We start from the raw sequence: 13644 nt of genomic DNA, 5'->3' as shown, positions 1-13644 counted from the left end.
GATCAGCAACTCCTCATCATCACATCTGTCATTGTTACTGCTCCGTTGCCGCCGACCAAGTCCCGCCCGATCCGGCTTCGCGTGCGCAGCAATTCAGGAGAGGTCAAGGCGTCCGATACAGCGTCTGCGATGTCGTCCACACTTACGCCATCTGCCGGCCCGAGGAAATCGATGTATCCGTCCACTGACAAGGCACGGTTGATTGCCACCTGATTGTCCGCGATGGAAATCACAATGGAGGGCAGGCCAAGGCACATGCGCTCCCAATTGGTCGCCCCGCCGGCGCCCAGCATGAGATCCGAGCGCAACATCAGACCGGCAAGGCTGGGAAGGTTTCGATGCACGACCGTGCCGCTCCTGGCCGTAGCCATCTGTGCGATACCAGATGGGTCTGGATGATTCTGGCCCACGACCACATCCAGCACCAGCGTCGAGAATTCTGGCGTGGAAAGCGCGGCTAGCGCCTTCGCCGTCAAGTTGTCAGGGTCGCTTCCACCGAAGAACAGCAGCACGCGTCGCACGAGCCCGTCATGCTCCGGGCGCCAGCGTTTCAGTTCGGCATACTCCGGTCCGAGCAAGGCGTACTGCGGACCGATCAGGTGTACGCAATAAGCAGGAGTCAATTCCTTGTAGCGAGACTGCGCCTCGGCGCCATGCCAGTTCTGGTCAAGCAGGAGTTCGCAGGAGTGGGGACGGTCGGCCAGGTCATCAATCACTGCCAGCCAGCGGCAACCTGCGCGCACCGCATCTTCCCAGCGACGGTCAATTGAGTAATGGTCGACGACCAACCAATCCACCATCTCGTCAATTTGCTCGAGCGTCTGCCGCGCGTCTTCTTCCCATGCAGCTCCCAGCCAGGACGCATGGCCTGACTCCTGGTCGGTGACCTCCGTTGAGCAGGGCAGCAGGCGCAGGGCATGGCCGCGGGCCTTGAGAAGTTCGCCCAGGTGGCCCGGATGAGCCCGACAGATGAAAGTGCAAGTTGCGCCTGCCCTGGCCAGGCTATCAGACAGCGTGAGGCAACGCATGATGTGGCCGCTTCCAATAAACCTGGAAGCATCCGTTCGGAAGGCAACCTTCATGGCAGCGTTCAATTCAGTCGCTTGAAGCCGCCATGGCACACTGGTCCCTTCAAGAGCGTACCAACGTCTCGCCCGTCCTCGCATTCCCGGATCGTCTGGAAAATGGGGTCAAGGGCCGCGAAATAGCCGTCTAGAATCTCTGGGGTATGTTCGGTGCAGACATAGACGCTATTGGCTGCCAGGTAGCCTTTTGCCAGCATTTCCTGGGTAATCAGTGTCTTGTAGGCCAAGGCTTGTGCCGAACGGAACGTGTACCCGGTCAGTGCAGGCAAGCCCCAGTGATCCACGCCAAGGCCGTATTTGTCGGCTAATTGCTGCCAACGCTGGCGGATGTTGTGGCCCGTGGCAGTGATGGTTTCCCAGGAGCGGGTCCGACGCATCACATCCAAAGTGGCCAGGGCCGCCGCAGGACCGATACGCTCCGTCCAGAAGGTACTGCTTATGAAGGTATTCTGCGCCGCCTGCATTACCTCCCGTCGACCGATGGTGGCAGTAATGGCATATCCATTTCCCATGGCCTTGCCGAACATAGCCATATCCGGCTCCACGCCGTAGAGGGTATGCAAACCGCCGTAAGTTTCGCGGAAGCCTGACGTGCATTCGTCAAAAATCAGAACAATGCCGTGTTCCGTGGCCAATTGGCGCACCTTATGCAGGAAGTTGTCCTGAGGGCCGTTGTTGCGCACCACTTCCATCTTAATCACGCCGATATCGTGCTGGTTCACCAGTGCTTCCAGTTCGGCGAAGTTGTTGTAGTTGAAGGGAAAGACAGTGCCCTTCAGATTGCGCGGCACACCTTTTGGCTCCAGACCGGGCAGGAGGTGGCCGTCCAGCCCCTTATCATCGCCCAGGTTAACTGAGAGATACCAATCATGCCACCCGTGGTAACCACAGATGGCGACCTTATCCCGGCCAGAAGCGGCCCGAGCAATACGAATGGCAATGGCGTTAGCCTCACCACCTGAACGGGCAAAGCGTACCATGCCAGCCCAGGGGTGCATTTCGATCAGTTTTTCTGCCAGATAGACTTCTTCCGGACAATTAAGAGAAGACATATTGCCTGCATCAATCACTCGACGCACAGCCTCATCCACTTCGGGATGACCATAGCCCAGCGTGTTAGTGCCAATACCCATGATGGACATGTCGGTGTACTCACGACCATCCAGATCCCAGACCTTACAGCCCTTGGCCTTACTGAAATAGGCGGGCCACAGATCGGGCAGGAACATTTCCGCCCGCTTGGAAAGCAGCATGTTGCCGCCAGGGATAATTTCTTTGGCGCGTTTCCACAGTTTCTGACCAGTGCCCATGATGGCCCCTTCGTTGCGAATTATTTGCTGGTTAGCTTCAAAAAGATGCGGGGCACTTTGCTGCAATGCCAAGACCTGCTTCCACCCAAAATAAATATCAGGACTAAATCGATTAAATACTGCCGTCACTACTTCAAAGTCATTAGCTTCGTCCACAGTCCAGCGCAAAGCCGAATAGTCTTGGTCACTTTGCATGCTGCCCTGGCTAAATAACCCTGGGCGTCGCATGTAGGGTGTTACGTGTTCACGATCAACGGGGTCGTCGGTTTCTGCCGCAGCACGGCTTAGGGCTGACATGCTAAAGACTTCAATATCCAGCCCATCTGGATAAGTCGGGGGACTTATGTTGCTGAAGTAATCGACATTGGATGCAAAATAGCGGCGGATTACCTCATCCACCAACTCGGGATCCACCAGTGGACAATCTCCGGTGATACGCACCACCACATCTGCTTTAGCTTGTGTTGCTGCCTGCAAGTAGCGTTCAAGTACATCGTTTTCGCTGCCCTGTGCGCAGTCGTATCCGAGGCTAGTTACATAACTGACCAAAGGCTGATTGCGTGGATCAACCGAAGTAGCGACCACAACACGGGTGATTTCGCTAGACCGAGACAAGCGTTTGAGTAACAGCCCAATCATGGGCTGTTCACTAATTTCTTTCATAACCTTGTTAGGCAGGCGGGTCGAGCCCATGCGTGCCTGGACGACAGCAACCACGTTCATAATTGACTCCATTTTGCTGGATTTACTAGGTCGGCATCAACCGACATGATCCATTCTGGCAAAGGCGGCAGAGGCCCCTGGGCAGCTGACAAGATTGTATTTAGCTGCGCAGAGTTATCAACGCCGACTAGCACTTTATCCACCTGCGCTACTGCCAGCGAATAACGCAGACAAGCTTGCAGTGGTGTGAGTCCATTTTTTTCCAGCCACAGCTCCCACTGCTGCCAAATTGAATGCCAACGGTGAAATTTGGCAGGGCGTTCCGAGGGCTTCATGAGTAGCAAGCCTTGCAAAAAGGTCGAACGCACATGAATCTCGACGCCTTTGGCCTTAAGTCGCTCGGCCCACCCAGAGTAAATCAGGCTTTGATCGAGAATATTCAAGGGGGCCTGTACTAAGTCGGGCTCAAAGGCATGGGCCAGCACATCGAGCTCTTGGGGGTGATAAATGGATATGCCTGTTTTAGCGGCCAGCCCTTGGTCTTTCAATCCTTGTAAAGCCCGGCTTAACGCTTGCCCTTGTTCACCCAACAATTGCTCGGGACGGTGGAGTAATACGCCGTGAACTCGCTCCAAGCCAAGCCTCATAAGAGAACCACGCACCTGCTCTTGTACCCATCGGTGAACCTGCGCGTCGGATTGACACTCAGAGGGTATGGCCGGAAGTTTAGTGACAACTTTCCAACTATCTACGCCTTGCGAACCTAATGCAGCCTCACTGTCGCCGTAAGCGATGGCTGTATCCAGTGTGTCCATTCCACTGAGTCGTGCAATTCGCAGGATGTTCGGTGCCTCTGCTGCGTCAATCTGTCCCGCAGTATTGGCAACGCCGTAATTGAGTCCGAACTGAACAGTACCAAGGGCCAGTCGCTGAGACACGTCACCTACGCGACTTACCTCTGAAAAAGATGCAGTATTGATATGCGTCATGCTCATCGCCCCTCAATGATCTCGGCATAGGTTCCAATGCGCCAAACTTTACCGCCTCCAAGCTCAACGACACGAGTGCAGCCCGCTAACGTTGATAATCTATGGGCAATTCCCGATATCAACTCACTACTGTTGCGGGAAATATGGACTGCAAATGGTTGGTAAAGCGTACGTCGGTGTACATCCATACTGAGATCTGCTCCTGTCGCAAAGGTAAGGCACGTATTGGCCCAGACCAAAAACAGGCGTATGCCGGTAGCTGCAAGCACTGCGATGATAAACAGCAGCGTGATGGGTAACAGGAATTCGTCTGCACTGTGGATATCGAGGGCACTAACAAAGACCTGCGCATAGGCATGTTGATAGACGTGATCAGGGGAAGTCAATACACCCAAAAAGGGAAGCAAAGCTCCCAAACTGAATATTTCCATGAATGAAGCTGAGACTATCAAAAGCGCCAAAAGTCCAAACTGCCCCTTGCGGTGTGGACTCACATGGTGCCAGACTCGCCGGAGCATCAGCCCAATCGATGGCGGCGATGGGGAAATAACGAAATCTGTTTTGGACAACGCAACGACTCCGTTTAGAAAATGGTCTGGTACCCAGCCAATTCTGTGAGCAGCCGAACGACCTCCTGCTGATCTTCGTGCCTTAGTCCGGGGAAAAGCGGTAGGCTGATCGCTTCTGAATAGTATTTCTCCGATTCCGGAAACGCGGCATGCTCAAACCCCATCGACTCATAGTAGGGCTGGCGGTATACGGGTATGTAGTGCAGATTGACTCCCACTCCGCCCGAGCGCAGATTTTCGAAGGCTTCGTTTCGGCTCGGCAACCCCGGCCGCGCAGGCAAGCGAACCACATAAAGATGAAAAGCCGAATAAGTGTTCGGATGCTGCCATGGGGTAACTACAGCAGTGCCAACCAAGAGTTCGTTGTAACGACCAACGAGAGCACGGCGTTCTGCGACAAAGGTGTCCAGTCGTTTCATTTGACTCAATCCCAGCGCCGCCTGTAACTCGGTCATACGGTAATTGAATCCGAGCTCGATTTGCTGATAATACCAGGGACCATCCGGCACGTGAGTCATTTCCTCAGGGTAGCGTGTAATTCCGTGACTGCGCAATCTGGCCATTTTCTTGACCAAATCGGCATCGTTCGTAACCGCCATTCCCCCCTCGCCAGTGGTAATGATTTTGACTGGATGAAAGCTGAATATCGTGATGTCACTGTACTTGCAATTGCCAACCTTACCATTTAGGTAGTCTGCACCTATGGCATGCGAAGCATCTTCAATAATTCGGAAGCCGTACTTCTGTGCCAAGTCATGAATCGCCTTCATGTCGCAAGATTGTCCCGCGAGATGCACAGGAATCAACACCTTCGGCAGACGTCCTAGCGACTCAGCCTCCTCCAATTTTTCAGCCAGGCGCTCGACACTTAGGTTATAAGTGCGTGGATCTATATCAACGAAATCAACACTTGCCCCACAGAAACGGGCGCAGTTCGCAGTCGCAACAAAGGTGATAGGGGTCGTCCATACGATGTCGCCCGGCCCAACATCAAGCGCAACGCAGGCAATATGTAGCGCACTCGTAGCGCTATTAACTGCTACGCCGAACGATACCCCACAGTAGGCCGCTACAGACTTTTCAAACTCTGGAACAACAGGGCCTTGCGTCAGAAAATCTGAGCGCAGTACATTTATCACAGCTTCTATATCGTCATCAGAAATATTTTGCCGCCCGTATGGAATTTTCCTCACGATTAACCCCAAGCTCAGATTAATAATTAATTCAGTTGAATTAAATTCATCACAATTGATTACAAGGCTATTAGAAATCGCTAAGCGCCCAGACACATATTTCCACTGTGCGCTTTGCCATCTATTTCAATAGTTCGCAAGCCACTCTTAGGAGTGGCGTAACATCTAGCCACATTACCAGCACGGCTGGCACCTCATACGGCACAGCACTCTATGCCAGCCATTTCAAAACCGCCCACCATCTTGACTACGCTTCAACCGATTTCTGATCAAACGATCGAGCATCGCCACTTTTTTCAGGAAGCAGACTGCAAGACAGAGCAGATCGTTGCACTAGGGCAGCATCACGCTAATGGGAAATTTTACGAAACCAATCCAACAATAGCGATTTTAATTGAGATCCCTTTTTCACGGAATTCATATCAGGTCTCAACGATTCAATCGCAGTTATAAGACTTTTACACAAGGCGGTTTTCCACTTCAGAAACTCTACTTCCAGCTTGGACTTCTCGGCCGGCCTGCCCGTGTGAGCAATTAGGTATGCGCACATTGCTCTTTTCTGGCTGAAGTTCTGCGTCTTTAGCGAGCCCTTTTCCACCGGAGCCAGGAAACAGTAATTAATACAATTATGCCCACCCGACCATGGCCTGCTGACTGACATCTGGCGCTTGATGAAAAGAGCACAAGACTTCGAACCAAATTTTCTTCTGCAACCAGCCAATTCCTAAACTATGGAGATGATACGTAAGGTGATTAGCCACGCTACCGCATGCCGTTTCACGATCAGCAAGCTGCTGATTGCAAGGTACGTTCGCAGGATAAAGGTCTTGCAAAGAAAACCTCCGCCCGCTCAACAAAACGGGCCATATTGTTTCACACCCTTGATGATTTAGAGAAAGGATTTTGTCAATTAGGGAAGAACGCTCCCACCTGCTTGCTCAAAATCTCGAAAACAATCATGACTCGATGGCAAGCATAGGCCATTTGATAGATATCTTCGATGTCGGCAAATGGCTCTTCAGAAAGACAAACATGTCTCCCCTAGCTTTAACAGCCGCCCTAGTCCTGTCTCACCAGATGCCTCTTACGTTCGCAACAGTTCGATCAAGTCATCATCAACCCGAGCGGGTTTGATCTCGGAGCTGACAAGACGAATAATGCCCTTTGTCTAGCGAATAGGCGCCCAACTCTTGGCAACCACCCCACGACCGAGCCGGTTGAGCAGGTAGCGCGTGAACAGCGCCTCATCCGAAACAGTTAGCTATCTTTAGCGAAGCTTTAAGAGGATTCGCACCCCTCAAACTGGTAGCCCTCCATTGGGAAGCCTCTAGTGTCAGATCGATTCTGAACCTCCACACTTTAAACAACCTGCCCGATATTCCTCCTGTCAAATCTGAATCGCCCCCCCCTACTAACCTACCAACAAAAATCGTCTGCCATACTGTCTTTGACAGATAGCAGCGCCCCCCCCTCAATGGGCCACTTTATGTTCAACTTAGAATCGTTCCACCGAATGCATCGCTCAGCTTCCGGCGCATAATACTCGGTAGTTTTATAGAGGAACTCCGCTGTTTCGCTCAATGTTAAGAAGCCGTGTGCCAGGCCTTGAGGTATCCAAATTTGCTTTTTATTTTCGGCGCTCAGGGTAACCCCCACCCATCGTCCGTAGGTGGGGGAATCTTTTCGGATGTCGACCGCCACATCAAATACCTCACCCTGCACCACACGCACGAGCTTCCCTTGCTCCTTTGGTGGCAACTGGTAGTGGAGCCCTCTCAGAACGTTCTTTGCAGATTTAGAATGATTATCTTGAACAAAGGTCACATCGCAACCCACCGCGTCGTTGAAAAGCTTTTGGTTGAAACTTTCGTAAAAAAATCCGCGATCATCCCCAAAAACTCTTGGCTCAATAATCAGGACATCAGGGATACAGGTCGGCGTAACGATCATCCAATCACCTTATCCTTGAGCATGGCCAACAAATATTGGCCATAACCATTCTTTGCGAGTGGTACTGCCAGCGCAGTTAGCTGTTCGGCATTAATCCAGCCTTGGCGATAAGCCAGTTCTTCCGGACAGGCGACCTTTAGACCCTGACGTTTTTCCAGGGTAGCTATGAACTGCCCTGCTTCGAGCAAACTGTCGTGCGTCCCAGTATCCAACCATGCATAACCACGCCCCATGATCTCTACATTGAGTTGACCTTGCTCAAGATATAAGCTGTTCAGGTCAGTAATCTCAAGTTCTCCGCGCGCTGACGGTTTGAGACTTCTTGCAAGTTCAACGACTTGGTTGTCGTAGAAGTAGAGGCCAGTCACTGCGTAGTTGGACTTCGGACACTTGGGCTTTTCTTCAAGACTTAGCACTTTACCCTGCGCATTAAACTCGGCCACACCGTAGCGCTCCGGATCATGGACATGATAAGCGAACACCGAAGCGCCACTTGTTCGCTGGCTAGCATTCGCAAGTAAATGATGAAAATCGTGGCCGTAGAATATGTTGTCACCGAGCACCAAGGCTGAGTCAGCATTTCCGACGAAATCAGAACCAATCAGGAAAGCCTGAGCCAAGCCATCCGGGCTAGGCTGGATGGCATACTGCAAATTGATGCCCCACTGACTTCCGTCCCCCAATAGCTGATGAAAACGCGGAGTGTCTTGTGGCGTTGAAATAACCAAAATATCACGAATACCCGCCAGCATCAGCGAACTGAGCGGGTAATAAATCATCGGCTTATCGTAAATCGGGAGCAGTTGCTTGGAAACTGCCAAGGTTGCCGGATGTAATCTGGTACCGGCCCCGCCGGCCAGTATTATGCCCTTGCGTGTACTGCTCATTATCGTGCTCCGTAGTTCTGGTTTACCCATTGGCGATAATTGCCACTCGTGACATTTTCAACCCAATCCTGATGATCCAGATACCATTGAACTGTCTTGCGTATGCCTGTTTCGAAGGTTTCGTCTGGCTTCCAGCCAAGTTCGCGCTCAATCTTGGTAGCATCAATAGCGTAACGACGGTCGTGGCCAGGGCGATCCGTAACGTAGGTGATCAGTTCCTTGTATGGCTTACCGTCAACACGCGGCCTTAATTCATCGAGAATTGCACACAGTGTATAAACGACTTCCAGATTCGACTTCTCGTTCCAGCCGCCAACATTATAAGTCTCGCCGAGACGGCCAGCTTCAAGCACACGGCGGATGGCACTGCAGTGATCCTTAACGTAGAGCCAGTCACGAATTTGCTGTCCATCCCCGTAGATGGGAAGCGGCTTGCCGGCCAAGGCGTTGTGGATGACGAGCGGGATCAGCTTTTCCGGGAAGTGGTAAGGTCCGTAATTGTTGGAGCAGTTGGTAGTCAGGACCGGCAAGCCGTAAGTATGGTGGTAGGCACGCACAAGGTGGTCGCTAGCAGCTTTACTGGCTGAGTAGGGGCTATTAGGCTCGTACTGGTGGGTTTCGGTAAAGGCAGGGTCGTCGGTAGCAAGCGAGCCGTAAACCTCGTCGGTAGATACGTGCAGAAACCGGAATTCGTTTTTGGCCGCTTTCTCCAGTTGACCGTAGAAGGCGCGTACAGCTTCGAGCAAGCGAAAGGTACCGACGATGTTCGTCTGGATGAAGTCTTCCGGGCCATGAATACTGCGATCAACGTGAGATTCGGCGGCAAAATTAACGACAGCACGTGGCCGATGCTCTGTCAGTAATTTAGAAACGAGTTCGAAATCACCAATATCGCCTTTAACGAAAAGGTGCCTAGAGTTTCCGTCAAGCGAAGCGAGGTTTTCCAGATTGCCAGCGTAGGTCAGCACATCAAGGTTGATGACTCGCTCGTTAGACTGGGCGAGCCAGTCGAGAGCGAAGTTGCTACCAATAAATCCGGCACCGCCAGTGACTAGGATGGTCATATGCTCTCCAAAACTGCGAATAATTTACCGAAAGCCATTTGGATTGTTACTTTGCCAACGCCAGGCATCGACACACATGACTTCCAGATTCCGCTCGGCGCGCCACTGCAGCAGTTCAGCCGCGAAAGCCGGGTCGGCATAACACGAGGCAACGTCACCGGCACGACGTGGCGCCAGTTCGTAAGGAATCGGGCGCCCGCTGGCACTCTCAAAAGCCTTGATGACATCGAGTACGCTGCAACCTGTACCGGTGCCAAGGTTCACCTCGAAGCACCGTGACTCGCTCAGACAGGCGAGTGCTTTCAGGTGTCCAATGGCCAGATCAACCACGTGAATATAGTCGCGAACGCCGGTTCCATCTGGCGTCGGGTAATCGTTACCCCAAACGCTGAGCCTCTCGCGCCGCCCAACTGCGACCTGCGCCACGAAAGGCATCAGGTTATTCGGGATACCTTGAGGGTCTTCGCCGATCAGTCCGCTCTCGTGCGCTCCAACCGGATTGAAGTAGCGCAAAATACCAATCCGCCAGGACGAGTCCGAACGATACAAATCTCGCAGCATATCCTCGATGACCAGTTTGGTTCGGCCATAGGGATTGGTTCCTGAAAGCGGATGCTGCTCAGTCAATGGCAGAAACTGCGGTTCGCCATAGACCGTTGCGGAAGAACTGAAAACCAGCGTTTTGATACCGCAATTGCTCATCGCCTGTAGCAGTTTATGCGTACCGATAACGTTGTTGTCGTAGTACGCAAGCGGCTTCTCGACCGACTCGCCCACCGCCTTCAAGCCGGCAAAATGAATAACCGACTGGCAATCGTATTGGCGCAACGCTGCTTCGACGGCCGCCTGATCGCGAATATCGCCTTTGACCACAGCGATTTTCTTGCCGGTGATCGCTTCAACCCGCTTGATGGATTCCGGATGGCTATTGCAGAAATTGTCGAATACGACAACGTCCTGGCCTGAATTGAGGAGCTCAACGCAGGTATGCGAACCAATATAGCCGGCCCCGCCTGTCACAAGAATCATTGTTGGCTGCCCTTGGAGTAAGTCTGGAATTTTACCTGTCCAAGTGATGCAGTGCAGCAAAACAATGCGATGACAATGGGGTAGGCCATCGCGTTACTCATCACGAACCCGCAAAAAACTGGCAAATCTTGGCATGCCCTTGTTGGTCAGATCGCGAAAACGGTAGGTAACTGTTGTGCCGATGGCTGGCGGCTGTTGCCGCTGCAGATCGGAGAAACCGCTGCCCAGCAGAAACTCTCGGCCTTCCGGCGTTCGCACCTTCAGGGCGCCGAGATGTCCGGCAAACCTCCCTTTACCCGGTTGATGAGCAACGACCACTGCTTCGGCATCCTGCCAGGGTTTTAGCTTGAGCAGCACATCGCTACGCCCCGTTTCGTAGGCCGCATCGGCCAGGTGCAGCATCAGACCCTCGCCACCGCCCCGAACAACCTCGTCGAGATGCTTTTTCAGGCTAGCCCGGTTGGCCACCGAAAATTGCCCGATTGCGCGCAGCCAAGGGACATTGGCCCTCTGGGCCAGGACACGAATCTGGTCGGCACGCTCACTGAATGGCCCGGGCGCCCCAGGCAACTCGAAAACCATGTAGCGCACTTCGCGCCACCCGGCATCATCCGGAACCTCGCGCCGAACAATGCCCGAAACACGCTCGAACTGGCCACGCGCAATCCACAACTCGCCATCCAGTGGCTGTTTCGGCAGGCCGGCGATAAACCAATCAGGGGCATGGATTGGCCTGCCACTCCGGAAACGCAGCGCCTGACCATCCCAGATCGCCCGCACGCCATCGAGTTTTTCACTGACCAGATAGCGTGCAACATCGACCTGATCGCGATAGACATTGGCCAGCAGAATGGGAGGCGCTTCTACGGCGCTTGAAACCATCGGCAGCGAAAGCGCCAATCCGAAGAGTAGCGCGCCAAGCAGGCGGGACATCAGCCCTCGCCAGCCCAGTTGCGTCGGGCACGCCGGGCGATGCCGAAAATTTCCTCAAGACGCTCGCCATCGTTCTGCGCAAGTGCCAAACGAAGCTCATCCAGTTGCGCCCGATAGCTATCCAGTTCGCCGAGCAAAGCCTCGCGATTGGCAAGGCAGATGTCACGCCACATTTCCGGATGGCTGGCGGCGATACGCGTGAAGTCACGAAAACCGGAGGCGGCAAAAGTAAAGAAAAGATCGGCATTCTCACGCACGGCCAAGTCGTGCACCAGCGCGTAAGACAGCAAATGCGGCAAGTGGCTGACGGCAGCGAAGACACGGTCGTGCATTTCCGGCGTCAATTCGTAGATGTCGGCGCCGCACAGCGACCAGGCGCGCTTGATGTGATCAAGCGCATCATCGCTGTTTTCCGGCAGCGGCGTAACGACGACCTTCCTGCCCTGGTAGAGATCCCAGCGCGCTGCTGAGGGGCCGCTATTTTCCGCGCCGGCAATCGGATGCGCCGGGACAAACTGGCTGATACGGTCGCCGAAAGCGGCCCGTGCCGCAGCCACGACGTCGCCCTTGGTCGATCCGCCATCAGTCACAATCGTATTCGGGCCGAGATAGGGAGCAATGCGCTCGAAGATTTCCGGCATCTGGGCCACTGGGGTAGCCACCAGAACGATGTCCGCATCCTCGATTTCGTGAAGCGGATTGATTCCGGCCCGGTCAATGACACCCAGTTCCTGCGCCGTACGCAAGGTCGATGGTGTCCGACCAAACCCGACCACCTCCTCGACGGCCTCAGCCTCTTTCAAGGCAAGCGAGAAGGAGCCACCAATCAGGCCAGTACCGAAAACAACGACCTTGCCGAATTCGGCCATCGAATTAAAGCGCCTTCTCCAGCGCTTCCAGGAAGCGGGCGTTCTCCGGCTCCGTGCCAATGGTGACGCGTAGCCACTCCGGCAGGCCATAGCCGCCAATCGGACGAACGATAACGCCCTGCTTCAGCAATTTCTGGTTCACTACCGCCGCATCGCCTGCCCGGAAGGTCACGAAGTTGCCGTGCGACGGAATATGCTCCAGCCCGAAGCGCTTCAGGCCGGCAATAATCTGTTCCATGCCCCGACGATTGAGTTCGTAGCTGTCAGCCACAAACAGATGGTCGTCGAGCGCGGCAACGGCGGCGGCAATTGCCAGGTTATTGACGTTGAACGGCTGACGGATACGGTTCATCAGGTCAGCCACCTCGGTCGAAGCCAGCGCATAGCCGACACGCAGACCGGCCAGCCCGAAAATCTTGGAGAAAGTACGGCAGACCACAAGGTTCGGAAAATCCTTGATCCAGGTGGCGGTATCGACCCGTTCGGCCGGCGGAATATATTCGTTGTAGGCCTCGTCGAGGACGACCACGACATCCTTGGGCACAACCTCCAGAAAGGCGCGAACTTCCGGATACGGCAGGAAGTTACCGGTCGGGTTGTTCGGATTGGCAATCCAGACAATGCGCGTATCCGGGCGGATGGCAGCACGCATGGCATTCAGGTCATGGCCGTAGTTCTTGGCTGGCGTCGAGATCAGCTCGGCACCAGTCGACAGCGTGGCCAATGGATAAACGGCGAAGGCGTGCTGGGCAAACACCGCCGATCGGCCTGGCGCCAGAAAAACGCGGGCGATCAGGTCGAGCACGTCATTCGAGCCATTGCCAAGCACAATCTGGTTGCTCGAAACGCCGCAACGCTCTGCCACCTTGGCGATCAGATCAAACTGATCCGGGTAGCGTTCGATGCCACTAATCGCTGCTTCAACAGCCTTTCTGGCCTTCGGGCTCATGCCCAGCGGGTTCTCATTGGAGGCCAGCTTGACGATTTTCTCGACCGGAATACCCATTTCACGGGCCAGCTCGGTGATCGGCTTGCCCGGCTGATAGGGCGAAATGGCGCGAACGTAAGACAGCGCTTGATCGGCAAGGCTCATGAAGCTTTCC

General features: G+C 54.0%; 12 protein-coding genes. All 12 read right to left on the bottom strand.

Going from position 1 to position 13644, the window contains the following annotated elements; genetic code table 11:
- Positions 1-2 precede the first annotated feature (2 nt).
- On the bottom strand, positions 3-1082 hold the full coding sequence (gene pseG, locus DARO_RS06465) for a UDP-2,4-diacetamido-2,4,6-trideoxy-beta-L-altropyranose hydrolase (protein WP_011287010.1): 1080 nt from the start codon (positions 1080-1082) through the stop codon (positions 3-5).
- An 8-nt stretch (positions 1083-1090) separates the two neighbouring features.
- Positions 1091-3118 (bottom strand): aminotransferase class III-fold pyridoxal phosphate-dependent enzyme, encoded by a 2028-nt coding sequence (locus DARO_RS06460; RefSeq protein ID WP_011287009.1) that lies wholly within the window; start codon positions 3116-3118, stop codon positions 1091-1093.
- Positions 3115-4047: an aldo/keto reductase gene (locus tag DARO_RS06455; protein ID WP_198134107.1), complete on the bottom strand. Its 933-nt coding sequence runs from the start codon at positions 4045-4047 to the stop codon at positions 3115-3117. Before DARO_RS06455 ends, DARO_RS06460 begins: the two co-directional genes overlap by 4 nt.
- 2 nt (positions 4048-4049) lie before the next feature.
- Entirely contained in the window at positions 4050-4616 is a 567-nt protein-coding gene (locus DARO_RS06450) for a hypothetical protein (protein WP_011287007.1), read from the bottom strand.
- A 14-nt stretch (positions 4617-4630) separates the two neighbouring features.
- Positions 4631-5905 carry a UDP-4-amino-4,6-dideoxy-N-acetyl-beta-L-altrosamine transaminase gene (gene pseC / locus DARO_RS06445; protein ID WP_497463033.1) on the bottom strand — a complete coding sequence of 425 codons (1275 nt, stop codon included), beginning with the start codon at positions 5903-5905 and terminating at the stop codon, positions 4631-4633.
- 1320 nt (positions 5906-7225) lie between these two features.
- Positions 7226-7759, bottom strand: coding sequence for a dTDP-4-dehydrorhamnose 3,5-epimerase (gene rfbC, locus DARO_RS06440; protein WP_011287004.1), 534 nt, complete (start codon positions 7757-7759; stop codon positions 7226-7228).
- Positions 7756-8646 carry a glucose-1-phosphate thymidylyltransferase RfbA gene (gene rfbA, locus DARO_RS06435; RefSeq protein WP_011287003.1) on the bottom strand — a complete coding sequence of 297 codons (891 nt, stop codon included), beginning with the start codon at positions 8644-8646 and terminating at the stop codon, positions 7756-7758. The genes rfbC and rfbA overlap by 4 nt, the downstream gene beginning before the upstream one ends.
- Complete coding sequence (gene rfbB / locus DARO_RS06430; protein WP_011287002.1) at positions 8646-9710, bottom strand: dTDP-glucose 4,6-dehydratase; 1065 nt, start codon at positions 9708-9710, stop codon at positions 8646-8648. The genes rfbA and rfbB overlap by 1 nt, the downstream gene beginning before the upstream one ends.
- Before the next feature lie 24 nt (positions 9711-9734).
- The gene (galE, locus tag DARO_RS06425) at positions 9735-10739 is read right to left on the bottom strand and encodes a UDP-glucose 4-epimerase GalE (protein ID WP_011287001.1); all 1005 of its coding nucleotides are present in this window, start codon (positions 10737-10739) and stop codon (positions 9735-9737) included.
- A gap of 93 nt (positions 10740-10832) precedes the next feature.
- A complete protein-coding gene (locus DARO_RS06420) occupies positions 10833-11672 on the bottom strand; it encodes a DNA ligase (RefSeq protein ID WP_011287000.1) in 840 nt (279 codons plus the stop codon).
- Entirely contained in the window at positions 11672-12541 is an 870-nt protein-coding gene (locus tag DARO_RS06415) for a prephenate dehydrogenase/arogenate dehydrogenase family protein (protein WP_011286999.1), read from the bottom strand. The genes DARO_RS06420 and DARO_RS06415 overlap by 1 nt, the downstream gene beginning before the upstream one ends.
- Positions 12542-12545: 4 nt before the next feature.
- Positions 12546-13634, bottom strand: a complete 1089-nt coding sequence (hisC, locus tag DARO_RS06410; protein ID WP_011286998.1) for a histidinol-phosphate transaminase — start codon at positions 13632-13634, stop codon at positions 12546-12548.
- Between the last annotated feature and the right edge of the window lie 10 nt (positions 13635-13644).

This window comes from Dechloromonas aromatica RCB, assembly GCF_000012425.1.
The sequence above is the reverse complement of the archived record's forward strand: the minus strand, read 5'-3'. Positions and strand labels throughout refer to the sequence as shown.

What these genes read in the sequence shown, in the direction of transcription:
- DARO_RS06420 (WP_011287000.1), bottom strand. Translation starts at nt 11,672, where the DNA reads ATGTCCCGCCTGCTTGGCGCGCTACTCTTCGGATTGGCGCTTTCGCTG.
- DARO_RS06415 (WP_011286999.1), bottom strand. Translation starts at nt 12,541, where the DNA reads ATGGCCGAATTCGGCAAGGTCGTTGTTTTCGGTACTGGCCTGATTGGT.
- rfbB (WP_011287002.1), bottom strand. Translation starts at nt 9,710, where the DNA reads ATGACCATCCTAGTCACTGGCGGTGCCGGATTTATTGGTAGCAACTTC.
- pseG (WP_011287010.1), bottom strand. Translation starts at nt 1,082, where the DNA reads ATGAAGGTTGCCTTCCGAACGGATGCTTCCAGGTTTATTGGAAGCGGC.
- DARO_RS06460 (WP_011287009.1), bottom strand. Translation starts at nt 3,118, where the DNA reads ATGAACGTGGTTGCTGTCGTCCAGGCACGCATGGGCTCGACCCGCCTG.
- rfbA (WP_011287003.1), bottom strand. Translation starts at nt 8,646, where the DNA reads ATGAGCAGTACACGCAAGGGCATAATACTGGCCGGCGGGGCCGGTACC.
- galE (WP_011287001.1), bottom strand. Translation starts at nt 10,739, where the DNA reads ATGATTCTTGTGACAGGCGGGGCCGGCTATATTGGTTCGCATACCTGC.
- DARO_RS06455 (WP_198134107.1), bottom strand. Translation starts at nt 4,047, where the DNA reads ATGACGCATATCAATACTGCATCTTTTTCAGAGGTAAGTCGCGTAGGT.
- rfbC (WP_011287004.1), bottom strand. Translation starts at nt 7,759, where the DNA reads ATGATCGTTACGCCGACCTGTATCCCTGATGTCCTGATTATTGAGCCA.
- hisC (WP_011286998.1), bottom strand. Translation starts at nt 13,634, where the DNA reads ATGAGCCTTGCCGATCAAGCGCTGTCTTACGTTCGCGCCATTTCGCCC.